General features: G+C 36.6%; 24 protein-coding genes. All 24 read right to left on the bottom strand.

Annotation, left to right across the window (positions count from 1 at the left end):
- Window positions 1-8: 8 nt before the first annotated feature.
- The 24 genes from BV906_RS05350 to BV906_RS05240 all read right to left on the bottom strand — a co-directional run bounded on the left by BV906_RS05350 (window position 9) and on the right by BV906_RS05240 (window position 22,566).
- The gene (locus BV906_RS05350) at window positions 9-1,577 is read right to left on the bottom strand and encodes an ABC transporter substrate-binding protein (RefSeq protein WP_176330275.1); all 1,569 of its coding nucleotides are present in this window, start codon (window positions 1,575-1,577) and stop codon (window positions 9-11) included.
- A 310-nt stretch (window positions 1,578-1,887) separates the two neighbouring features.
- On the bottom strand, window positions 1,888-2,973 hold the full coding sequence (locus BV906_RS05345; RefSeq protein WP_245843925.1) for an ABC transporter substrate-binding protein: 1,086 nt from the start codon (window positions 2,971-2,973) through the stop codon (window positions 1,888-1,890).
- The gene (locus tag BV906_RS19140; protein WP_140321961.1) at window positions 2,970-3,158 is read right to left on the bottom strand and encodes a hypothetical protein; all 189 of its coding nucleotides are present in this window, start codon (window positions 3,156-3,158) and stop codon (window positions 2,970-2,972) included. The genes BV906_RS05345 and BV906_RS19140 overlap by 4 nt, the downstream gene beginning before the upstream one ends.
- On the bottom strand, window positions 3,134-3,391 hold the full coding sequence (locus BV906_RS05340) for a hypothetical protein (RefSeq protein ID WP_087972413.1): 258 nt from the start codon (window positions 3,389-3,391) through the stop codon (window positions 3,134-3,136). The genes BV906_RS19140 and BV906_RS05340 overlap by 25 nt, the downstream gene beginning before the upstream one ends.
- 68 nt (window positions 3,392-3,459) lie before the next feature.
- Complete coding sequence (locus BV906_RS05335) at window positions 3,460-4,440, bottom strand: NADPH:quinone oxidoreductase family protein (protein ID WP_087972412.1); 981 nt, start codon at window positions 4,438-4,440, stop codon at window positions 3,460-3,462.
- Window positions 4,441-4,527: 87 nt separating this feature from the next.
- Entirely contained in the window at window positions 4,528-6,192 is a 1,665-nt protein-coding gene (locus BV906_RS05330) for a long-chain-fatty-acid--CoA ligase (RefSeq protein ID WP_087972411.1), read from the bottom strand.
- Between the two features lie 17 nt (window positions 6,193-6,209).
- Window positions 6,210-6,956: a 2-phosphosulfolactate phosphatase gene (locus BV906_RS05325; protein WP_087972410.1), complete on the bottom strand. Its 747-nt coding sequence runs from the start codon at window positions 6,954-6,956 to the stop codon at window positions 6,210-6,212.
- 115 nt (window positions 6,957-7,071) lie between these two features.
- A complete protein-coding gene (locus tag BV906_RS05320) occupies window positions 7,072-8,049 on the bottom strand; it encodes a tripartite tricarboxylate transporter substrate binding protein (RefSeq protein WP_087972409.1) in 978 nt (325 codons plus the stop codon).
- A gap of 70 nt (window positions 8,050-8,119) precedes the next feature.
- Window positions 8,120-9,088 carry a tripartite tricarboxylate transporter substrate binding protein gene (locus tag BV906_RS05315; RefSeq protein WP_087972408.1) on the bottom strand — a complete coding sequence of 323 codons (969 nt, stop codon included), beginning with the start codon at window positions 9,086-9,088 and terminating at the stop codon, window positions 8,120-8,122.
- A 79-nt stretch (window positions 9,089-9,167) separates the two neighbouring features.
- Window positions 9,168-9,962 (bottom strand): enoyl-CoA hydratase/isomerase family protein, encoded by a 795-nt coding sequence (locus BV906_RS05310; protein WP_087972407.1) that lies wholly within the window; start codon window positions 9,960-9,962, stop codon window positions 9,168-9,170.
- A gap of 66 nt (window positions 9,963-10,028) precedes the next feature.
- Complete coding sequence (locus BV906_RS05305; RefSeq protein ID WP_087972406.1) at window positions 10,029-11,096, bottom strand: phosphotransferase family protein; 1,068 nt, start codon at window positions 11,094-11,096, stop codon at window positions 10,029-10,031.
- A 24-nt stretch (window positions 11,097-11,120) separates the two neighbouring features.
- Window positions 11,121-11,522, bottom strand: coding sequence for an acyl-CoA thioesterase (locus tag BV906_RS05300; protein ID WP_087972405.1), 402 nt, complete (start codon window positions 11,520-11,522; stop codon window positions 11,121-11,123).
- 58 nt (window positions 11,523-11,580) lie between these two features.
- On the bottom strand, window positions 11,581-13,125 hold the full coding sequence (locus BV906_RS05295) for a tripartite tricarboxylate transporter permease (RefSeq protein WP_087972404.1): 1,545 nt from the start codon (window positions 13,123-13,125) through the stop codon (window positions 11,581-11,583).
- Between the two features lie 32 nt (window positions 13,126-13,157).
- Window positions 13,158-13,607, bottom strand: coding sequence for a tripartite tricarboxylate transporter TctB family protein (locus tag BV906_RS05290; RefSeq protein WP_087972403.1), 450 nt, complete (start codon window positions 13,605-13,607; stop codon window positions 13,158-13,160).
- Between the two features lie 99 nt (window positions 13,608-13,706).
- Window positions 13,707-14,114 carry an acyl-CoA thioesterase gene (locus tag BV906_RS05285; protein WP_087972402.1) on the bottom strand — a complete coding sequence of 136 codons (408 nt, stop codon included), beginning with the start codon at window positions 14,112-14,114 and terminating at the stop codon, window positions 13,707-13,709.
- A 37-nt stretch (window positions 14,115-14,151) separates the two neighbouring features.
- Entirely contained in the window at window positions 14,152-14,715 is a 564-nt protein-coding gene (locus tag BV906_RS05280) for a TetR/AcrR family transcriptional regulator (RefSeq protein ID WP_087972401.1), read from the bottom strand.
- A 76-nt stretch (window positions 14,716-14,791) separates the two neighbouring features.
- Window positions 14,792-15,961 carry a thiolase family protein gene (locus BV906_RS05275; RefSeq protein ID WP_087972400.1) on the bottom strand — a complete coding sequence of 390 codons (1,170 nt, stop codon included), beginning with the start codon at window positions 15,959-15,961 and terminating at the stop codon, window positions 14,792-14,794.
- A gap of 37 nt (window positions 15,962-15,998) precedes the next feature.
- Window positions 15,999-16,772 carry an SDR family oxidoreductase gene (locus BV906_RS05270; protein ID WP_087972399.1) on the bottom strand — a complete coding sequence of 258 codons (774 nt, stop codon included), beginning with the start codon at window positions 16,770-16,772 and terminating at the stop codon, window positions 15,999-16,001.
- 24 nt (window positions 16,773-16,796) lie between these two features.
- A complete protein-coding gene (locus tag BV906_RS05265) occupies window positions 16,797-18,002 on the bottom strand; it encodes an acyl-CoA dehydrogenase (RefSeq protein WP_087972398.1) in 1,206 nt (401 codons plus the stop codon).
- A 33-nt stretch (window positions 18,003-18,035) separates the two neighbouring features.
- Window positions 18,036-18,434 carry a MaoC/PaaZ C-terminal domain-containing protein gene (locus BV906_RS05260; protein WP_087972397.1) on the bottom strand — a complete coding sequence of 133 codons (399 nt, stop codon included), beginning with the start codon at window positions 18,432-18,434 and terminating at the stop codon, window positions 18,036-18,038.
- The gene (locus tag BV906_RS05255) at window positions 18,431-18,880 is read right to left on the bottom strand and encodes a MaoC family dehydratase N-terminal domain-containing protein (protein WP_087972396.1); all 450 of its coding nucleotides are present in this window, start codon (window positions 18,878-18,880) and stop codon (window positions 18,431-18,433) included. The genes BV906_RS05260 and BV906_RS05255 overlap by 4 nt, the downstream gene beginning before the upstream one ends.
- A gap of 36 nt (window positions 18,881-18,916) precedes the next feature.
- A complete protein-coding gene (gene fabG, locus BV906_RS05250; protein ID WP_087972395.1) occupies window positions 18,917-19,681 on the bottom strand; it encodes a 3-oxoacyl-ACP reductase FabG in 765 nt (254 codons plus the stop codon).
- Window positions 19,682-19,713: 32 nt separating this feature from the next.
- Window positions 19,714-20,892: an acyl-CoA dehydrogenase family protein gene (locus tag BV906_RS05245; RefSeq protein WP_087972394.1), complete on the bottom strand. Its 1,179-nt coding sequence runs from the start codon at window positions 20,890-20,892 to the stop codon at window positions 19,714-19,716.
- A 90-nt stretch (window positions 20,893-20,982) separates the two neighbouring features.
- Complete coding sequence (locus BV906_RS05240) at window positions 20,983-22,566, bottom strand: long-chain-fatty-acid--CoA ligase (protein WP_087972393.1); 1,584 nt, start codon at window positions 22,564-22,566, stop codon at window positions 20,983-20,985.
- Between the last annotated feature and the right edge of the window lie 36 nt (window positions 22,567-22,602).

Raw genomic sequence — 22,602 nt, 5'->3', positions numbered from 1 at the left:
AAAAAATCTTACTCCTCTATCCAAATATCATTAAAGAATGCTTTACCTATTAAATTAGGCTCGTAACCTTTTAATCTACTACTATTTACTGATAGATGAGGCTCAAAAATAATCGGAATAACGATTGCTTCTTCCAGGATAGCTTTCTTGCTAAGCTCACTATACAATTTAGCGCGTTCACCTTGGTTATAAATTGAGACAGCTTCCGAAATAAGAGATTCAATTTCTGGAGTAGAGTGGCTGCCAACATTGTAATAACTATCACTTGCATATAAAATCTTAACAGCCTGGTGCGGATCAGCACGGCCTGTATATGCAGTTAAGTAAGCAGGTGCTTCCTTATCTGCGAAATAACTTCCATCAGCAGCGACAATTTCCATAGGCTCAATATTCACTTCAATACCAACATCACTTAACTGGCTCTGTACTGCATCTGCTACCCTAAGTACAGTCGGAATTGAATGTGTAATCATAGTAAATGAGACATCTTCAACTCCTGCCTCTTCTAGTAACTTTCTTGATTTTTCTGGATTATATTCAATTTTCATATTCTCATTAGCTGCCCAGTAATCTTTCGGAAAAGATTGATTAGCGGGCTCACCTTCACCAAAGGTAATAGCTTCGATAAGTGCATCACGGTCAATAGCATGTAAAATTGCCAATCTTACGTCTTTATTATCGATTGGGGCCATTGACGCATTCAAAAATATTTGCCTGTGTCTCAATGGCATTATATCTGTTAAAACAAAATTGGGGTCATTTTTAAAACTTTGACTAGATGCAACTGAAAGATGATAAGCTAAATCGGCTTCTCCTGATTTAAGAGCATTAATTCTCGTATTTTCATCTGCCATGATTTTTACAGTCAACTTATCAAGATAAGGCTTACCCTCTTGCCAATAGTCTTCAAATGCTTCGAATACAATTTCACCATTCGGCACTCTTTCAACCATTTTATACGGTCCTGCACCCACAGGGTTCTGAGCGTAATCTTCGCCGTTTTCCTCAATCGCAGTCGGTGAAACGATCATTCCTTCACGATCAGATAATGCTGACAAAATAGATGCATCAGGTTCACTTAATTGCAATTTGACTGTATACGTATCTACAACTTCGACATTCTCAACATTAACTAACGTAGTTAATAGGGAATCATCTGAATTTACCCGATCAAGATTAAATTTAACTGCATCTGCATCTAGTGGTGTACCATCATGAAACGTAACACCTTCCCTTAAATGTAAAATGATTGTGGTGTCATCTGGTGTTTCCCAAGATTCAGCAAGCCCTGGCTTTAGTTCTAGTTCGGGGGTAAATCCAATTAGTGTCTCATATACTGGCCATAACAAAGACTGATCAGTACCAGTAGTACTTAGAATTGGATCATAACTACTAACATCGGCAAGAAAGGTAACAGTCGCTTCACCACCTTGCTTCGGTGTACCATCATTAGTATCAGTTGTATTCTCCGCTTGACTTTCTTCTGATGAACCCGATTCCGACGAACATCCAACAATAACAGTTAAAACCAATAAAAGCACTAAGTTTACAAAAGTAATTTTCTTGAACTTAACCATTACTAACACCCCTTTCATACTTTTTTAAAATTAAATATGGAGCTTATTAATGATATAGCCATTGTCTTTGTAAGCCTATTTTCTACTTCCTTTGGATTTGTCATATCAGTAATTGCATATTCTGCATTTATACATTCTTTTTTAATACATTTACTTTTTTTACACCTGCTTCTCTATCAAGAACTGCAACCCTGATAGAGAAGCTTTTTCTGCAAAACGCAAAGTTGTTAATCTACCACCTGTGACTATCGCTACTGCATCTTGGTAAATGTATACAATCGTCTCATATCTTTAATAACGCTAAAAAATATTACTGATCTATCCAAATATCATTAAAGAACGCTTTTCCTATTAAATTAGGCTCATACCCCTTTAATCTACTGCTGTTCGCTGATAGATGTGGCTCAAAAATGACTGGAATAACGATTGCTGCTTCCAAAATTAGTGCTTCAATTTCAAGAGTAGAATAACTTCCAGCATTATGAAAACTTTCACTTGAATATAAAAGTTTAACAGCCTGATGTGGATCAGCTCGACCTGTATAAGAAGTTAAATGTGCAGGTACTTTTTTCTCTGAAAAATAACTTGCATCTCCGGCGACAATCTCTATAGGGGTAATTTTCAATTCAATACCAACATTACTTAACTGTTCCTTTATTGCATCTGCTAACTTACTCATGAAAGGGTTTGCCTGAATGTTCATAGTAAATGAAACATTTTCAAGCCCTGCCTCTTGTAGTAATTTTTTCGACTTTTCTGGATCATACTCGATTTCTATGTTTTCATCGGCTGCCCAGTAATCCTTTGGAAAAGACTGATTAGCAGGCTCACCTTCACCAAAGTTAAGCGCTTGGATAAGTGCCTCACGATCAATAGCATGCAAAATCGCTAATCTCACTGCTTTATTATCCAGTGGAGCCATTGATGTATTCACAAATAATTGCCTATGCCTTAATGGCATTATTTCTGTTTTGACAAAATTAGAATCACTTTCAAAGCTTTGGGTAGCTCCAACCGAAAGTAAGTAAGCTAAATCGATTTCTCCAGATTTAAGCGAATTTACTCTTGTATTTTCATCAGCCATAATTTTTACAGTCATTTTATCAAGATAAGGCTTCCCATCTTGCCAATAGTCTTCAAATGCTTCGAAGACAATTTCACCATTTGGTATTCTCTCAACCATTTTATACAGCCCTGCTCCCACAGGATTCTGAGCATAATCTTCCCCGTATTTCTCGATGGCTGTAGGTGAAACGATCATTCCTTCCCGATCAGATAATGCTGCCAAAATAGATGCATCCGGTTCCTTTAAATTTATCTTTACCGTATACGTATCTACAACCTCCACATTGTCAACATTACCTAATGTCGTTAACACAGATTCATCTGAATTCACCCGATCGAGGTTAAATTTAACTGCTTCCGCATCAAGCGGTGTACCATCATGAAATGAAACGTAACGCCCTCTCTTAAGTTTAATATGATTGTTGTATCATCTGGTGTTTCCCAAGTTTCAGCAAGGCCTGGCTTTAATTCTAGTTCAGGTGTGAATGCAATTAATGTCTCATATACCGAGGCCATAATAATGCTTGGTCAATACCAGTCGTACTTTTAATAGGATCATAACTACTAACATCTGCTACATAGGTAACAACAGCTTCTCCACCCTTTTGTGGTGTACCATCATTGGTATCCGTAGTTTTCCCCGATTGACTTTCCTCCGATGAACCTGATTCTGACGTACATCCAACAATAACTGCTAATCCCAGTAAAAGCAGTAATTTTACAAATAGAATCTTCTTGAATTTAGTCATCACTAGCACCCCTTTATACTTAGATTAAGGTGTCCACATTTAGCTAATTAGTGTGTGTGATTTCCAAGTTAAGGTTTAACAATTAATTTTCCGTACGTTCCTCTATCCCCTAGCACTTCTAATGCTTCAGGGACCTTAGTGAAATCATAATCCTTAAAAATTAATGGTCGGATTGAACCCTCTTCATATAAGCGCATTAAATCATTGTGAATCTCCCTTGCCTTTTCTGGGAAGTGTTTTCTAAACAATCCCCAATGAACCCCTACTATGGAATAATTCTTAACTAGTGCATGGTTTACCGGTGCTTCTGGTATGCGTCCACCTGCAAATCCTACTACTAATAAGCGCCCATCAAAGGCAATACATTTCCGAGATAAATCAAAAACGTCTGCACCTACTGGGTCATATATAACGTCTGCACCTTTCCCATTTGTTTCTTTCTTAACAATTTCAACAAAATTTTCTACCCTATAATCAATTGCTATATTCGCACCTAAATCTTTACAAATTTGAACTTTTTCTGGTCCTCCTGCAGTTGCGATTACTTTTGCTCCTCTAGCTTTTCCAAGCTGAATAGCCGCTGAACCTACTCCACCAGCCCCAGCATGAACTAACAATACTTCTCCTTCCTTAAGAGATGCTCGATGATATAACGCATAATAAGATGTTTGATACGTAATAAACATCCCTGCAGCCTCACTGGAAATCATTGAGTCTGTCACAACATAAACAGATTCTTCCGGTACACTTACCCACTCTGACAATCCACCTTCAGGTTTGGCTGGTGTAGCTATAACCCGTTGGCCTACATTAAATTGGGAACCTTCACCGACTTCTCGAATCGTACCAGATATTTCAGATCCAGGTGTAAAAGGGATTGGTGGCTTTTCCTGATATTTACCTTGACAAAGTAAAATGTCAAAAAAGTTCAAGGAACATGCATCTACTTCAATTAAAACTTTTCCTGGTTCTACTTTAGGCCTTGGGTGTTCTTGCAATTCCAACACATCTGATGGTTCTCCTAATTTTGTTACTTTCCAACTTCGCATTTGAAGTCCTCCTTCATATAGTGTAAATATTATAAATATAATATATTTCCAGTTAATTAACGGCGCAGGTTCTCACCAAAAAAACTTCTATTTCACTTTTTGTTCTTCCTCTTGGAGTTTACGCCAAAGAATCTTTCCACTACTCGTTGTTGGCAATTTTGTTTTAAATTCAACAAAGCGAGGATACTTATAAGCTGCCATATTCTTTTTCGCCCATGTAATAATTTCCTTTTCGTTTATTTTCCCTTTATATTCTTCTTTTAATATGATAAAAGCCTTTATTGTTTCTCCTTTTCTCGTATCAGGCACTCCAATTACACATGCTTGATGTACAGCAGGGTGCTTATAAAGATATGATTCTACCTCTGTCGGCCATACTTTAAACCCTGAGGCATTGATCATCCTTTTAACGCGATCAACGATAAAAAAATATCCTTCTTCATCATAGCGACCAATATCTCCAGTTCTGAGAAAACGTTTATCATCCATATAAATGAATGCCTTTTCATTTTCATCTTCACGATTATAGTAGCCTATCATTACTTGTTGTCCATTAATGATAATTTCTCCTTCTTCACCAGCTTCAACTTCTTGATTTGTATTGGGATTAATGATTCTCGCATCTACTCCAAATGATGGGATACCTAAACATTGCATCTTAGGTCTTTCTCCGGGATTTTGATGTGTTTGTGCAATGGTTTCCGTAAGACCGTATCCTTCCGTAAACTTTATTCCAGTCATTTCATAGAGTTTCTGCCCTACTGCTTCAGGAAGTGTTGCCCCACCACCAGCTATGCTAATCAATGAAGAAATTTGTTCTTTATCGAGATTTGGATTTGCTAAAAAGTCTGTAACCATCGTACAAATCGCAACCCAATTCGTACACTTGTAGCGACTTATTAACTCTACAGCTACCTCCCTATTCCACCGCGTCATGATAACAATCGTACTTCCAGCAAATATTGGCGTATGCATACTACCTACCATTCCAGTTACGTGGAAGAAGGGAAGGGTTGCCAATTGTACATTGCTAGCATTTGTTCTATTCCAGTGTGCTCCACCAGCAGTATTTGCCTGAACAGTTCTATTCGTATGCATACACCCCTTAGGTAAACCAGTAGTTCCAGAAGTATAAGGTATGACAGCAAGATCATCAGGGCCCGAAGTCGTTTCATTCGGTACATAATTAAATCCGATGCACTCATTCCACAAATAATGATTAGAATGATTGGATTCCTTTCTAAAAACCGCCACTTCCCTAGGAATCTCCAAAGGAAATTCATCCGATATGTAATCCGAATAAGCAGCTATAATAATATTTTTCAGGAAACCATCTACCAATAACGGATGTACATTTTCTATCAATTCTTGACCAATAATTGCATTTTTTATATCGCCATCCTTAATATAAAACTCAAGTTCCATTGTCTTTAACATCGGATTTAATGGTACTACAATGGCATCAGCCCGTAAGATAGCATAATATCCAATGATATATTGAGGGGAATTTTGCATTAATAATAATACTTTATCTCCTTTTGTAACCCCTAATTCATGTTGAAGGAAACCAGCCATTGCATCAACTTCTTTAATTAGTTGTTTATACGTTAGTTTATTACCATAATAATTTATAGCAATGTTCTCAGGATACCGCTTCGCACTGATTTCTAGGTTGTTATATATTGTAGTATCGGGAATAACAATTTGTTTGGTTAGCCTAAAAGGCCAATGTTCATAATGGCGAGTTAACATACACAACTCTCCTTGTATTATTTAGTCATACTATTTAATAAACTACTATTTAGCTCCTTTAACTCTCCATCTTTCACGTGAACTAGTAATTCAGATGCACCAACGTCTCCAGTAAAATCAATTAAATCTTGCATTCCCTTTTTAATACTAGAACGACCAACTCTAGTTTTTTCTAAAATACTTTTAACCTTATTCTTACTATTAAATTTCTGCTGTAAAGATAATTGTACAGCATCGTTATACTTGACATTGTCTAGGTTAAGTTGAGATATAATGATGCTCGCACACAGAAAATCTTCAAGTGAAAAATGGCCCCCAGCACCAGAGCACACAATATATATATCTTCATCCTGTATCGTGTTCAAATATTTCGCCACAGTAGGGGCATTCCTTAGATTAGCTAGTAATACTGTATTAGCATTAGCAGATCTACAAATTGCTCGTGTGCCATTTGTTGATAAGAAAATGACATCTTTATTCGCTACTACTTCTGGAGGAAAATCTTTTGGCAAATGACCAAGAGAAAACCCGTCTATTTTTCTTCCCCTTTGTTCCCCACCAGTAATGGCCATATCTCCTAATTTAGCTTGTAAATTTACTGCATCCTCCTTATTTTCAACTGGGAAGACTCTTTTTGCACCTCTTTCCATAATTGTAAGAAGTGTTGTAGTTGCTAGCAGAACATCAATCACAACTACTGTATTACCGTGTAAAAGTTCTGGTTTAATCTCCTCTTTTGTTAACCACAGTCGACACCTTCTCATTTCTTACCTCCTTAGGTAAAAATATTAGTTATGAATAATAAAAAGTATGCTTAAATGAAAAATAAATCTACTATTGACCTTTTCCATTTAAGCATCACTATAACTATTTATAAAACTACTGTTCAACTACCCTATCGATAACCTGACCGAACTGTTCTCTTTGATTGTCAAAGTATTCTTTTACTTCCTCAGAATTCAAATCTGGCAAAATATAATTATTTTTCTTTGCAAATTCTACAAGTCTAGGATCTTCCATCGTTTTACTAATTACTTCTTCCCATTTTTCTACAACATTTTCCGGTAGACCAGTTGGTCCTCCTATTCCAATCATAGCGCTCATGTCAAACTCATAACCTAATTCTTTTAAGGTTGGTACATCTGGATGAGTTTCTAATTTCGTATCAGGAATGACAGCTAAAAGGTTAATATCCCCCGACTGAATAGAACCAAGCATTGGGGTAATTGTATCAAGTGTAAAATCTACATGACCTCCTAAAACCCCTGAAGTCGTCTCAGCTGCACTACTATAATTAACGGCCTCCCATTGCAACTCAAAATCTTCTTCTTGGTTAATTAATTCTGCCATTATAGCATTTGTAGTAGAGGATGAAGCATAAGTAACCTTATTATCCTTAGAATACTCTAATAGCTCTTCAAATGTTTGAAAAGGTGCATCTTTACTAGCAGCAATCACATGCATATATTCCATTACTGGCCTTACCAGTATAAAATCATCCTCGTCCTGTTCCATTAAATTGAGATGTGGATTTATTCCATATAACGAAGTCCCCATTCCACCAGCAACTGTATACCCATCTGGTTTTTCATTTGCAAGAGTAGAATACATTGATAGCCCGCCGCCACCAGTTTCATTTTTTATAATAATCCTCTGCCCTAAGTGTTCTTCTGCTATATTAATAAACTCCCTAAAGTAAAGGTCGGTTGTTCCACCTGCCCCGTAAGGAACCATCATCGTAACAGGTCTTTTAGGGTAGTCCGACTCACCATCACTACTACTTGATTCTTCACTACAAGCAACTAAAATAAAGAACATACTAGCGAACATGACTATGAAAATTAACTTTTTATACATTCATTAGTCCTCCTCCCTGTGACTGAATAATTTTGTTTATTACTCGTTCTCGTATCATGACGAAAAAATTCTATTCCACTACTCGATCAATGACCTCACCAAAGCGTTCTCTTTGGTTGGTAAAAAAGTCATCCATTTCTTCCTGAGACATATTTGGCAGCGTATAATAGTTTTTGGCTGCAAATTCAATAAGTTTAGGGTCTTCTAACGTCTTCTTTATTACATCATCCCATTTAGCTACAACGTCCTCTGGTAAACCTTTAGGCCCACCAATACCTATCATTGCTGTTATATCTAATTCATATCCCAACTCATCCATTGTAGGGACATCAGGATGAGATTCAAACTTTTCAGGTGAAACAGCTAAATAGTTTATATCCCCTGCCTGCTCAGAACCAGCTACTGCTATCGGCGAAACCAATGTAAAATCTACATGCCCACCTAAAACCGCTGCAATAGACTCGGAATCACTAGTATAATTAACTATCTTCCATTGCAAATCGAAATTTTCCGCCTTATTGATAGTCTCAGCGAACAGATGATTTGTCGTACTAGAGGCAGCAAATGTTAATGGATTTTCTTTTGAGTACTCTATTAACTCCTCAAATGTTTGATAAGGAGCATCACTAGGTGCAACAAATACGTACTGGTATTGCATTGCAGGTGAAACAAGCGTAAAATCTTCTCCATCATGTTCCATTAGTTCAAGATGTGGATTTATCGCATAAAGAGATGTTCCCATACCAGCAGCCATTGTATATCCATCGGTGTCTGCAGTTGCGAGCGTAGAATACATGGATAATCCTCCACCGCCAGTTTCATTTTTAATAATTATTCTCTGTCCAAGATGCTCTTCTGCAATATTCGTAAACTCCCTAAAATATAAATCAGTCGTTCCTCCAGAACCATAGGGTAACATCAATGTAACGGGTTTTTTAGGATAATCAGAATCACCACTACCGCTAGACTCTGAACTACATGCAACCAAAAGTGATAGTAATATAGCTATGAATATCCCCAAAACAGTCTTTTTCTTCATTTATATCATCCTCTCTTAGATAGATTGTTTTGATTTCATTCATTGGTTACTAGTTAAACATCTTGCTTAAGAAAGGATATTATTTCCCACTAAAATTTGGGTTCCTTTTTTCCTTAAATGCTAAGATTCCCTCTGCATGGTCTTCCGTTGTTGCAATCGTTGCCTGCGTAATGCGCTCTTGTTCAAGTATTTCTGCTAGGCTTGATTGTAATGACTGATCGGCAATCTTTTTAATTAATCCAAACGTTTTCGATGGTCCTGCAGCAATTTTTGCAACAAATTCCTCTACACGATTCTCGAAGTCTTCTAAAGGATATACATGATTAACAATACCTAGTGAATGTGCTTCTTCTACTGTAATAGGTTCAGCATTAAAGAAGAGTTCCTTCGCACGGTAACTACCAATTAATCTTGGTAGGAAATATAATCCTCCTCCATCGGAAATTAATCCTACTTTAGAGAAACTCAAAACAAACTTACTATCCTCAGCAGCTAGAATCATGTCACTTGCTAGAGCTAGATTAAATCCAGCACCCGCAGCATACCCATGTACAGCTGCAATAATTGGTTTTTCCAAATCTCTCATAGCAAGAATTAATTCGTTTAAATTCCCAATATGCTCGTAGGTTTCTATTGGTTTCCTTTTCCCCATTCTTTTTACATCGCCACCAGAACTAAATGACCTACCTGATCCTGAGATTGTAATAACCCTTACATCATTGTTCGTTTTTGCATTTCTTAGTGCTTCTTTTAATCCCGAAATCATTTCCGTGCTAAAAGCATTCAGACTTTCTGGTCGATTAAGTTTTATGTTCATAATCCCATTATTAATGTTCACTAATAAATGATTTGATACTTCAATTTGCTTTTGCATATTAAAATCCCCTATCTATTTGTATATTGTTGGAACCTTTAACAACTACACTTTCTCATTAATATCTTATAGATTCTTACTCACTGTCGTTTCTAAACAATATTTAATTAAATTATTTACATATAAATTTAAATCTTTAAATCGAGCATCTTTTGTTTGTCCTTTTTTCCACCTATAATAGATTTGCTGGCAAATGACAGCTAATTTAAAATAAGCAAAAGTCAAATAAAAGTTCATATTCGATACGTCTCTACCACTTTTCTTTGCATACAATTCCATAAATTCATTACGTGACATAAAACCTGGATATACAGTGACCGTATCAATTTCTGACCCTTTTTGTAAAAGCGGTGAATCATTTCCCTCTTTCCAATAGCTCATGGCTACACCTAAATCTGCTAATGGATCCCCCACTGTTGTCATTTCCCAATCAAACAACCCATTTATTTCACTAAAGTCATTCGTAAACATTAGATTATTTAGTTTATAATCATAATGAATAATTGTAGAGCTTTGTGATACCGGAATATGATTTAGCATCCATTTTTTTAATTGTTCAATACCCTCTAATTCTTCTGTCTTAGACCTTTCATACCGGTAAATCCAACCATTAACCTGTCGTTCTAAAAAACCACTTGGTTTGGTCATATCCTTTAATTTTGTTTTTGTATAATCAATCTGATGTAAAGAGACTAATGTATCTACCATTATTTCAGAAATTTTCCGCCCTAAATCTTCAGTGTAAGTAATATGACTTGGGAATTCAGTGTCTAAAACAATTCCTTGTCTCCTTTCCATAATAAAGAAAGGACATTCGATTATACTAATCTCCTTGTCAACAAACAGATAAGGTTTGGGTGCTGGAGAAAAATACGGCGAAATCTCTTTTAAGATTGTAAACTCCCTTTCCATATCGTGTGCTTTAGGAGCAACCGGTCCTAAGGGAGGTCGTCTCAAGACCGCTTCCCAATCTCCCACTTTTAATAGATATGTTAAATTAGAACGTCCAGCACTAAACTGTTTCATTGTCAAAGTCTCATTTGGCAGATCTTTTATACTCTCTTTTAAAAATGATTCCATTTTGACTAAATCAATTTCTTCTCCTTCTCGAATAGGAATTACTTCAGATGACATACTGCACCTCCTCAAATCTTTTATTTAAACCATATATTCTTCTAAGCTTTCTCTTAGTTCCCTATTTAAAGGTATTGTCTTTTGATTTTTAAAATCAAAACAAACTGTAACCGCTTCTGCTTCTGCGATTATTTTATTACTATCACTTGCAATGAGCCTATGTCTTATTGTGAAACTTTTAGTCCCTATATATAAAACATTAGTTGACACCTTTAATACCTGGCCTGCATAAGCTTGCTCAATATAATCACACTTTATCGACGCTAATATAAAGCTTGAAGAAGATTGTCTATTTGGATGAATCATTCTAAAAAACTTTGTACGCGCCTCTTCAAAATACAGAAAATGACTTGTATTATTTACATGCCCAATTGCATCGGTTTCGCAAAATCTAACATAAACTTCTATGTCATGAGAGTTCGTCAACTTAAACACCACCTTTTTTAATAACCTTATATAATAGGAAAGATGTATTATGTGATTTTTATGCTGCCTTTTTCTCGTCCTTTAACTTTTTTTCCTTTCTGAATTGACCAAAGGTAACAAATAGTGCGATAATTAAAAACGCCAAAGAAATTGGTCTAGTAAAGAATACACCTAGATCTCCGTTCGATAAAACCAAGACTTGCCTAATTGATTCTTCCAATTTGGGTCCCAGTACAAAGCCAATAACAACCCCTACTAATGGAATCTCTACCTTCTTCAATACAAAACCTAATACACCGAAGATAAACATTACGATAATATCAAAGGAAGCTTGACTATATCCATATGTTCCTGCAATACACAGAACAAGAATTACTGGCATTAACACCGTCGGTCGTATTACTGCAATCTTCCGAAAAATATTACTTGCATACCAATTTATAACTAAACAAAACACCGATGCCAATAACATTCCAGCAAATATCCCATAAACAATAGAACCATTTGTCTCAATAAGTTGAGGCCCAGGAATAATACCGTGAATTATTAACGCACCAAAAATCAAAGCTGCAGTTGCATCTCCAGGTATACCTAAGGATAGGAGTGGAATAAGGTTTGAACTACCTACAGCACTATTTGCAGTCTCGGCTGCAACTACGCCCTCTTTTTCACCCTTACCAAAGTTATCACCATTCTTAGATTTACTCTTTGCTTGCGCATAACTAACGAACGAAGCCGTAACTGGACCTAGGCCAGGAAGAGCACCAATTAATGTTCCAATTATCGCTGAGCGTCCGAGTGTTCTCTTAACTGCAGTAACCTCTTTCCAAGTTAAGTTATCCTCATCCTTATCCACATTCTGACTTTTTTCGCCCATTTCAATTTCAGATATGTTCGACTTAGATTTATCAGCCTTGTTACGATTACGGTAATGCTGGGCCATTGTTTCAAATACTTCTGAAACTGCCAGCAAACCAATAACAAGTGCTATAATACTTACAGAACCAGAAAGTTCAACCATTCCAAAGTCAAAACGTGGTATGGAAGTAACTGGATCTGCTCCAATTGTTGCAATTAACAATCCTATTAATACTGAAATAAGATTCTTTGCTATTGAGTTTCCAGTTATCACTATGATTAAAACCAAAGCAAAAATAACTAATGAAGCATTCTCCGTTGGTCCAAATCGTAATGCTACTGATGCAAGTAATCCAGCAGTAAAAATAAGTACCAGATTACCTACTAAGTCACCTGTTGTTGATGATATTAGAGCAAGCCGTATCGTTTTACGCGGATACCCTTTCTGTTTTAGTACATACCCGTCGAGAGCAGTAGCTGCCGCAGCGGGGGTTCCAGGAGCATTAAACAATATTGCAGATATACTTCCTCCAAACATTCCACCTTTATACATAGCAATTAACATACTAATTCCAGCAATTGGGTCCAAGTAAAAAGTGACTGGTAGAATTAATGCAATCCCCATTGTTGAAGTTAAACCAGGTATCGCACCTAAAAAGGTTCCAGCAATAACACCAGCTAATATTAAAAGAATTGTCATAGGAGTGAACATCATGGAGAAACCTTCAACTATTTGTGTAAACATCTTTTACTACACCTCCTCAGATTTGGAGTATTTTAGAATAGGATTCCTGAAGGAAAATACAGAGCTAATATTTGCGTAAATAATAGATAAATAGAGGCAGGTAATACCACACTTAAAATGATTGTAATTTTCCATCCCTCACCAAGTACACGTAATAGAGCAACTATGAAAATAATTGACATTATAAAAAAACCAATATGCTGAATTAAAAATATATAAGCTGTATATATCAAGATATTTAAGCCAACATATTTAATAACTGTTTTGTTAAATTTTAAATATTCGCTCTCTTTATTGAATAAGAATGAGATAAACTTATACAGACCGACAATCAATAATCCTGCTGCATACAAATAAGGCATCAACCTAGGCTCTCCACTTTGGATTTGCATCGGTATTACAATGATTAGAAGTAATAATCCAAGTAATACTACAAGTCCATATATATAGGAGTCTTTAATTTTAAAATAATTATTATTCATTCTCTCCCTCCACTCAAATATATTGTAGATTAATAAAACTTCCCTAAATCTGATCAACCTTTATTAACAAAACCTCTTATTCATTTTGTAAGATTTAAATTAGTGATAACTTAACTGCATTTCAAGATTTTCTTTCAGCGGTTCTGGGATGGGAATACTTATTCCTTTTACGTTATCGTAACAAACGAGTACAAGTTCCCCCATTGCAATAGTAATCCCTGTTTCCTTGTTTTTAAGTATTTGAGTAATTGTGAAACTCTTATCACCAATTCGATTTATATTTGTATTTACAATTAGAATTTCTCCTGCAAAAGCTTGATGTATGTAGTCACACTTGATGGAAGCTATTATGAAATTAAAGGAAGAACTTCTATCCGGATAAATAATTTTGAAAAACTTCCCCCTAGCTTCTTCAAAATATCGAAAATGACTCGTATTATTGACATGACCTAATGCATCTGTTTCGCATAACCTTACAAATACTTCTACTTCATGAGAATACGACATTGTTGTCTTCCCCACCTTTAATTCTTAATCGTACATTTCACGCTTTTATACCATTCAAAATAAGTTCTAAATATAAATCTACCAGTTCCCTCTCATCTATTTCTCCATCTGGGTTATACCAGTAATAACTACGATTGGTCATACTTAGAATACCAATTGCAAGAATATCGGACCGTATATTATTTTTAAATTCCCCAACTTGAATTCCTTCTTCTATCATCGCTTTAAAATTGTTACGGAATTCTTTTCTTTTCTTTTTAATCTGTTCCATATTTTCCTTTGTTAGATGCCGCATTTCTCTAAATAGTATTCTCGCATTTGGTCCATGACTTTTAATTTTTCTAATCAGTAGATAGATAACGCTGTATAGTTTATCTATGTGATTTTTATCTTTATCCCCTAAAATTATTTGCTGTTCTTCCAATAATTCTTGAAGATAAGATAAGTGTATATCTCTTAACAGCTCCTGCTTACTCTCAAAATAATAATAGAATGTTCCTTTTGTAACACCAATATTGCCGACTATATCCTGAATTGATGTCTCGATAAACCCCTTTTCATCGAATAAATCTATGCTTTCTCTAATAATTTTCTCCTTCACAGGCAAATTCCTCTCTTTCATTAGTCTAGTACAAAGCACATTCGTATAGTCGGCAATATGGTGTAGTATTTACTTTTTAGGCTCTTTCAATAATTAATGCAATTCCCTGCCCGCCACCAATACACGCAGTGACCAGACCGTATCTTCCGTTCGAACGTTTTAATTCATAAACTGCTTTCGTTACTAGAATTGCACCAGTTGCACCTAGTGGATGCCCATGTGCAATTGCTCCACCATTTACATTTAGTTTCTCAGGGTCAAAATACAACTCTCTATCACACGCAATGACCTGAGATGCAAAAGCTTCGTTTAGTTCAATAATGTCCATATCTTTTAGGCTAAGTCCTGACTTCTCGAGTACTTTTTTCGTTGCTGGTACTGGTCCAATACCCATGATATTTGGATCCACACCAGCAACTGCAGAAGTACGAATAGTAGCTAATGGTGTAAGACCTAATTCTTCTGCCTTTTCCCTAGACATTACGACTAGTGCAGATGCAGCATCATTTAATCCAGAACTACTCCCTGCTGTTACTGAGCCATCTTTAACAAAAGCTGGCGGTAGTTTAGCTAACGCTTCTAATGTTGAATTCGGACGTGGATGTTCGTCTTTATCAAATACAATAGGATCTCCTTTACGGACTGGTACCGATATTGGAACAATTTGCTCGTCAAAGTACCCTTCCTCCATGGCTTTAGCCATTCTTTGTTGACTTCTTAATGCGTATTCATCCTGTTCTTCTCTACTAATACTGTATTTCTTCACGAGATTTTCTGCTGTAATCCCCATAGGTGGGTCACCTATTTCTTTTGGAGATAATTGCGATTTTCTAAAGTTTGGAAGTGCTGGGCTATACGCTTTTTCTGGACGATCCATTAGATATGGCGCACGACTCATGCTTTCTGTACCACCAGTAATATAAATATCCCCTGTACCAGATTGTATTGCCTGTGCAGCAAGGGCTACTGCATTAATACCTGAGCCACATTGACGATCTACTGTAAGTCCTGGTAAATTGGGAGATAGACCTGTCTGTAATGCTGTAAGTCTAGCAATATTTCCGCCACCACTAAGTACATTACCAAAAATCACATCATCTACCGACTCTGGGTCAATATTAGCCCGTTTCACTGCTTCTTTTATAACCTCTGCTCCAAAAACATGAGCAGGAACAGATGCTAATGAACCTCCTTGTCTTGCAATTGCAGTTCGGACAGCTGATACAATTACCGCATCTCTTTTCATATTTCCATTCACTCCTTATCTTTTTTTACTTAAATTATTACATTGCACTTTTTCCACCATCAACTACAATCGTTTCTCCAGTTACAAAATCTGATGCTGCAGCTGCTAAGAATAATGCTGCACCTTTCAAGTCATTTTCCGAGCCAAATTTTCGAAGTGGTGTTCGTTCACGCATTTCATCTCCACCTCGTTCAATAAGAACCTTCGACATCTTCGTTGGAAAGAAACCTGGCGCAATTGCATTAACATATATCCCACGTGGTCCCCATTTAACAGCTAGATCCTTTGTAAAAGTAATAACTGCACCCTTACTTGAGTTATACCCTATTGCATCCATGAATTTTGGATTTGACCCTCTCAGTCCAGCAACAGAAGCGATATTAATGATTTTTCCATATTTTTGCTCAGTCATAACCTTACCAACTGCTTGTGACATTAAAAATGTCCCCACAACATTTACATTCATTACTTTTTGAAAAGCTTCTAATGGCATTTCATCAACGGGAGCCCCCCACGAAGCCCCACTATTATTAACTAATATGTCAATCCTACCAAATTTCTCAAGGGTCTTTTCAACAACATCCTTAATATCTTCAGGACTAGTAACATCACACTTTAGTGCTAATGTTTCGGTTCCCTTGTCTTGTAGCTGTTGACTTACTTCTTTACAATTCTCTTCTTTTCTTGAACAAACAACTATATTAGCACCAGCTTCAGCGAAGCCTTCAGCAATTTGCTTGCCTAGACCACGACCTCCTCCAGTTATTATTGCAGTCTTTCCTGTTAGGTTAAAAAGCTCATTAACATGCATGTTTTCCCTCCTTATTCCTATAATTTAACGGTATTTCTTTAATTCAAGTCTTGCAATCGCTCTACGGTGTACTTCGTCCGGTCCATCAGCCAACCTTAATGTACGAATCTTTACCCAGGTTGCAGCTAATGGGTAATCTTCCGTTACACCAGCAGCACCAAATGCTTGAATTGCTCGATCAATTATTTCCAATGCCATATTAGGAGCAATAACTTTAATCATCGCTATTTCTGCCTTTGCTTCTTTATTACCGACTGTATCCATCATATAAGCAGCTTTAAGCGTTAAAAGTCTAGCCTGTTCAATATTTATTCTTGCATCTGCAATCCATTCTTGAATAACGCCTTGTTCAGCTAGTTTTTTCCCAAAAGTTTCCCTCTCTTGCACTCGCTTACATAACAATTCTAAAGCTCTTTCTGCCGCGCCAATTGTTCGCATACAGTGATGGATTCTACCAGGCCCTAATCTTCCTTGTGCAATTTCAAATCCTCTTCCTTCGCCAAGTAGCATATTAGATGCTGGTACACGTACATTTTTGTATTCTATTTCTGCATGACCGTGTGGTGCATGGTCATAGCCGAACACAGGTAATGTTCGCTTAACAGTGACTCCCGGAGTATCCAGTGGTACTAGAATCATAGATTGCTGTTTGTGCTTTGGTGCATCAGGGTCATTTTTTCCCATAACGATTGCAATTTTACAACGTGGGTCACCCGCACCAGAAGACCACCACTTAGTACCATTAATGACATATTCATCCCCATCGCGCACAATACTAGCTTGAATATTTGTTGCATCCGATGAAGCCACATCTGGTTCGGTCATTGAGAAACAAGAACGAATCTCTCCATCTAATAAAGGTTTTAACCACCTTTCCTTATGTTCTTCCGTTCCATATCGAACAATAGTCTCCATATTCCCCGTATCAGGTGCTGCACAATTAAATACCTCTGGGGCAATACTAGATCGGCCCATGATTTCACATAACGGCGCGTACTCTACATTTGTTAAACCTGCACCATATTCACTCTCTGGTAAAAATAGATTCCAAAGTCCCTCTTCCCTAGCTTTTTGCTTTAGTTCATCCATAATAGGTGGTACTACCGCAAATCTATCATCTGGTTTAAGTTGTTCCTCGTATTTCTTCTCATTAGGGTAGATATATTTCTCCATAAAATTGTTTAGTTTCTCTTGTAGTTCCTTAACTTTATCAGAATATTCAAAGTTCATTTAGCTAATCCCCTTTAAAATTATTTTTATCCATTATCTTTTCAGGAAACGTACCGTACCTTTGATAACTACTTTTTCATTTTGGTTGATAGCTTTAACGTTAAAAACTGAATATTCGTCTGTACTTTCCTCTACTTTCGCCTTTAGCGTAATAACGTCATCCAGAAAAACCATTCCAGCAAATCTTATTTTATAATCTTGAATAAATCCTTCTTCGTAATAAGGTGTAAAGAGTTTTGCCAAATTCCCCATGGTCCACATTCCGTGGGCAATAATACCAGGTAACCCTACTTTTGTAGCTTCTTCATCAACTGTGTGAATTGGATTGAAATCTCCAGAGGCTCCTGAATATTTAATCAAATCCATTCTAGTTACAGGTTCTAGAATAGTTTCCAATGCATCACCCGAAGTTAATTCAACTAATTGTTTCATACCTTCAATGCCTCCCTTACAGCCTCATTGATAATAACAATCGATTCTTCGGTAAAAATAAGGTTTCCTTTTAAATCCTCACCATATCTTTTCGTGAGTAAAAAACCCATCAAGCCATTTTTACCTGTTTTATCATAGTAATCTTTCACTTCTGTATAGCAATATATTTCTTCTCCAACTAATAATGGTCTAACATAATGATAAATTTGTTCGCCATGAATTAATCCCTTATTGGGTAAATGGAGCCCCTTGACCTTCCCATAGTTAAAAGTACGAGGGAATGTTGGCGGTGCAATGTTTTGTCCATATCTTGATTGCTTTCCAGCCTCTTCATCAACAAAAATAGGGCTTGAATCACCAATAGATTCTGCAAACCTTTCTACTAAGCCTCTTTCAACTTTGTTTTTTACTTTATTTGATTTTTTTCCAATAAGCTCCTCAAACATACACACATCACATCTCCTTTATATAAATATATAGAGTTACGCTTTTGGTCCTCCTGCAACATAAATAACTTGGCCACTAACAAAGGATGATTTTTCATCAGCAAAAAACGCAACTGCATTGGCTATATCCGCTGGTTTACCACTTCTAGCAACAGGAATTTTACCAACGCTAAATTTTACAAACTCATCAAAAGGAACGCCTACTCTTTCAGCAGTTGCTCTTGTCATTTCCGTTTCAATGAATCCCGGCGCAACAGAGTTTGCAGTGATTCCATATTTTCCTAGTTCAATTGCTAGTGTTTTTGTAAATCCTTGCAAACCTGCTTTCGCTGTCGCATAATTTGCTTGCCCGCGATTTCCAAGTGCAGATGTAGATGAAATATTAATTATACGACCATATTTTTGATCTACCATGTATTTTTGAACTGATCTTGCTACATTAAAAGACCCTTTTAAATGAACATCCATAACTTGTTGCCAGTCACTATCTGTCATTTTGAAAAATAGATTATCGCGGATAATCCCTGCATTATTTACTAATATATCTACTGTTCCATAGGTTGCAACAATTTCTTGTACTGCTGCTTCTACTTCTTCCACGTTAACAACATTCGCTTTCTTGGTGAAAATTTTATAACCATTTTCAGCAAATTCTGTTTTTATCTCATTCAATGCTTCTTCATTAATATCAATAACTGCAACCTTTGCCCCTTCCTCTGCAAACCTTAATGCAACACCTTTTCCAATCCCTCTGCTACCACCTGTAATAAATGCTACTCTACCTTCAAAATTCCCTGCCATTTCTCATTCCTCCTATGTTTTGATCTATATTTTTAGATATATTGTCCGATTTTTACATTACCTTTTAATAGATTCCTAGAGATAATCAAGCGTTGAATTTCATCTGTACCATCATAAATTCTCCATAGTCTTGCCTCACGGTACCAGCGTTCTATTGGCAATTCTCTTGTATATCCCATTCCGCCATGAATTTGTAGGACCCGGTCAATTACTCTATTGCCCATATTTGCTCCATACAATTTAGCCATTGAAGCTAGATGACGATTATCTTCTCCTTGGTCAAGTGTAAATGCAGCATTTAGCGCCAACCATTTAGCCGCTTCAATTTCAACTGCAGAATCTGCTATCTGCCACTGAATTGCTTGCCTTTCAGAAATTGGTTTCCCAAACGTCTCACGCTCATTTGCATAATCAATCGCCATTTGCAATAAACGTTCTGCCGAACCAACTGCACGTGCCCCAACAATCCATCTTGCAAAACCAATCCATTCTAATCCAAGGTTATATCCGCCATGAAGTTCTCCTAGGATATTTTCTTCAGGAACACGAACATTTTCAAAGACTAAACTAGCAGGACCCCATTCTCCCATTGTATGAATATACTCAGACCTCCAGCCCATGTCACGGTCAGCAATGAAACACGTAACGCCTTGACGACCTTTTGATTTCTGATGTAATTCTTTATCTGTAATCGCAATAACCATTACAAAGTCAGCTTCATTCCCACCGGTTATAAACGTTTTTTCACCGTTCAGCACCCATTCGTTACTATCCTTAACTGCTGTCATCCTAATATTTCTTGTATCAGATCCTGCACCTGGCTCTGTCATTGCAAAACACGATTTCTTCTCTCCATTAATTGTTGGAATGAGGTACTTTTCCTTCTGTACATCGTTTGCATAATAAAGGATATTATCAGCAGACCCTCCAAATTTGAAAGGAACGAAGGTTTTTGAAACTTCCATTGAAACGATAGCTTGCATCATTTGTCCCAAATCAGCACCACCATATTCTTCCGGTGTATTGATCCCCCAAAAGCCTGCATTTTTTGCCTTTAAAGTAAGCTCTTCCTGTTTTTCAATTGGAAGACTTGGTTTCCCTTCCCTTTCATTCCGAAGCACTTCATTTTCAAGTGGTATTAATTCCTTTTCAACAAATTTACGAATCGTTTCTTGAACCATTTTTTGTTCTTCCGTTAATCTTAAATGCATGTCTTATCTCTCCTTTTTTATAATCTATATATATGATAGATTTGTGCCGAAAATACTAACTGGTTAGTATGCTGGTAAAATTATTCTCAATTAAGTATTAAATTGTTCTAGTAGTTTCCTCTTTAGTATTTTCCCTACAGAAGTTTTCGGAAACTCGTCCACAAATTCTACAGAATGGGGAACCTTATATGCCGCTAATTTTTCCCTGCAAAATAAAATTAACTCCTCCTCCGTAAGATGTTCCTTTTCTTTTAGCGCAACAACAGCTTTTGCTGTTTCTCCCCTATATTTATCTGGAACACCAATAACAGCTGCTTCTAATACTTTTGGATGTGTATAAATAACATCTTCAATTTCAACCGGATAAACATTATATCCGCTAGCAATAATCATTTCTTTCTTTCTGCCTACAATATAGAAATAACCATCTTCATCTATTTTTGCTAGATCACCGGTATAGAGCCACCCATGCCGTAAAACCTGATTGGTTTCTTCAGGCATATTCCAATAGCCTTTCATAATTTGTGGACCTTTTACTACTAATTCGCCAACTTCTCCAACAGCAAGCGCTTCCCCACCGGTAACTGAATCCACAATTTTGGCATCCGTATTTAGAATTGGAATACCGACACTTCCAGGCTTTTGTATACCGACAATTGGATTGCGATGTGTTGTAGGAGATGCTTCGGATAATCCGTAACCTTCTGCAACAATAGATCCGCTTGTTTTATTAAAAGTCTGAATTACTTCTACTGGTAATGGCGCCGATCCACTTGAGCAAGTCTTTAAACAACTAAGGTCAAATTTGCGCTCCTTATAATAGTTTAATAATGCAATGTACATGGTTGGAACGCCTGGGAAGATGGTTGGTTTTGTTTGTTCAATCACATTAACTGTTTCTTTAACATCGAATCTAGGAACCAAGATTAAGTTTCCTCCAATGTAAAATGTAAGGTTCATGCAACTTGTCATACCGTAGACATGAAACAAAGGTGTAATGGTAAGTACTCTCTCTTCCCCTTTATTAATTTTAACTTGTGAAGTTGCATAACTTTGTACAATATTCGCAACAAGATTATAGTGTGATAACATTGCCCCTTTTGAACGTCCAGTTGTTCCACCTGTATATTGAAGCACTGCTATATCTTCCATAGGATTAATATCTACAGTTGGGATGGGTAAACCTTTATCCTTAAGATAGTCGTTAAACTTGCAATCGCTTTCAATTGAAACCGGAATAATAGTAGATATTAAGGTTGCATCTTTTACTTCTTCAATCCGAGGAAGTAAGCTCTCTAAAACTATTATTACTTCTGCTCCTGAATCATTAAGTACATGCAATAACTCCGATGACTTATACATTGGATTAATTTGGACGATAGTTGCCCCACACATCAATGCAGCATAATAGCTTATTGGGTATTGCGGACAATTTGGAAGCATCAGAGCAACAGTATCTCCTTTCGCTACTCCAATATTACTCAATGAACTAGCTACATTTTTAATCATTTTATCTAGTTGGGTATATGTATACGTCTGATTAAAGAAAGTAATAGCGGTATGATCTGAATACTTTTCTACAGTTTCACTGAGTATTTGTGGAATGGAGATACCAGGAATGTCTATCTCTTTTGGAGTTCCTTTAGCATAATGCTTAATCCAAGGTTTTTCCATATAATTCGAACCTCCATTAGGAATGTTATGATACTA

This window comes from Oceanobacillus rekensis (assembly GCF_002153375.1).
GTDB classification, from domain to species: domain Bacteria; phylum Bacillota; class Bacilli; order Bacillales; family Amphibacillaceae; genus Oceanobacillus; species Oceanobacillus rekensis.
This window is presented reverse-complemented; position numbering and strand designations above follow the sequence as displayed.

What these genes read in the sequence shown, in the direction of transcription:
- BV906_RS05350 (WP_176330275.1), bottom strand. Translation starts at nt 1,577, where the DNA reads ATGGTTAAGTTCAAGAAAATTACTTTTGTAAACTTAGTGCTTTTATTG.
- BV906_RS19140 (WP_140321961.1), bottom strand. Translation starts at nt 3,158, where the DNA reads ATGGCCTCGGTATATGAGACATTAATTGCATTCACACCTGAACTAGAA.
- BV906_RS05340 (WP_087972413.1), bottom strand. Translation starts at nt 3,391, where the DNA reads ATGACTAAATTCAAGAAGATTCTATTTGTAAAATTACTGCTTTTACTG.
- BV906_RS05335 (WP_087972412.1), bottom strand. Translation starts at nt 4,440, where the DNA reads ATGCGAAGTTGGAAAGTAACAAAATTAGGAGAACCATCAGATGTGTTG.
- BV906_RS05330 (WP_087972411.1), bottom strand. Translation starts at nt 6,192, where the DNA reads ATGTTAACTCGCCATTATGAACATTGGCCTTTTAGGCTAACCAAACAA.
- BV906_RS05325 (WP_087972410.1), bottom strand. Translation starts at nt 6,956, where the DNA reads ATGAGAAGGTGTCGACTGTGGTTAACAAAAGAGGAGATTAAACCAGAA.
- BV906_RS05320 (WP_087972409.1), bottom strand. Translation starts at nt 8,049, where the DNA reads ATGTATAAAAAGTTAATTTTCATAGTCATGTTCGCTAGTATGTTCTTT.
- BV906_RS05315 (WP_087972408.1), bottom strand. Translation starts at nt 9,088, where the DNA reads ATGAAGAAAAAGACTGTTTTGGGGATATTCATAGCTATATTACTATCA.
- BV906_RS05310 (WP_087972407.1), bottom strand. Translation starts at nt 9,962, where the DNA reads ATGCAAAAGCAAATTGAAGTATCAAATCATTTATTAGTGAACATTAAT.
- BV906_RS05305 (WP_087972406.1), bottom strand. Translation starts at nt 11,096, where the DNA reads ATGTCATCTGAAGTAATTCCTATTCGAGAAGGAGAAGAAATTGATTTA.
- BV906_RS05295 (WP_087972404.1), bottom strand. Translation starts at nt 13,125, where the DNA reads ATGTTTACACAAATAGTTGAAGGTTTCTCCATGATGTTCACTCCTATG.
- BV906_RS05290 (WP_087972403.1), bottom strand. Translation starts at nt 13,607, where the DNA reads ATGAATAATAATTATTTTAAAATTAAAGACTCCTATATATATGGACTT.
- BV906_RS05285 (WP_087972402.1), bottom strand. Translation starts at nt 14,114, where the DNA reads ATGTCGTATTCTCATGAAGTAGAAGTATTTGTAAGGTTATGCGAAACA.
- BV906_RS05275 (WP_087972400.1), bottom strand. Translation starts at nt 15,961, where the DNA reads ATGAAAAGAGATGCGGTAATTGTATCAGCTGTCCGAACTGCAATTGCA.
- BV906_RS05270 (WP_087972399.1), bottom strand. Translation starts at nt 16,772, where the DNA reads ATGCATGTTAATGAGCTTTTTAACCTAACAGGAAAGACTGCAATAATA.
- BV906_RS05265 (WP_087972398.1), bottom strand. Translation starts at nt 18,002, where the DNA reads ATGAACTTTGAATATTCTGATAAAGTTAAGGAACTACAAGAGAAACTA.
- BV906_RS05260 (WP_087972397.1), bottom strand. Translation starts at nt 18,434, where the DNA reads ATGAAACAATTAGTTGAATTAACTTCGGGTGATGCATTGGAAACTATT.
- BV906_RS05255 (WP_087972396.1), bottom strand. Translation starts at nt 18,880, where the DNA reads ATGTTTGAGGAGCTTATTGGAAAAAAATCAAATAAAGTAAAAAACAAA.
- fabG (WP_087972395.1), bottom strand. Translation starts at nt 19,681, where the DNA reads ATGGCAGGGAATTTTGAAGGTAGAGTAGCATTTATTACAGGTGGTAGC.
- BV906_RS05245 (WP_087972394.1), bottom strand. Translation starts at nt 20,892, where the DNA reads ATGCATTTAAGATTAACGGAAGAACAAAAAATGGTTCAAGAAACGATT.
- BV906_RS05240 (WP_087972393.1), bottom strand. Translation starts at nt 22,566, where the DNA reads ATGGAAAAACCTTGGATTAAGCATTATGCTAAAGGAACTCCAAAAGAG.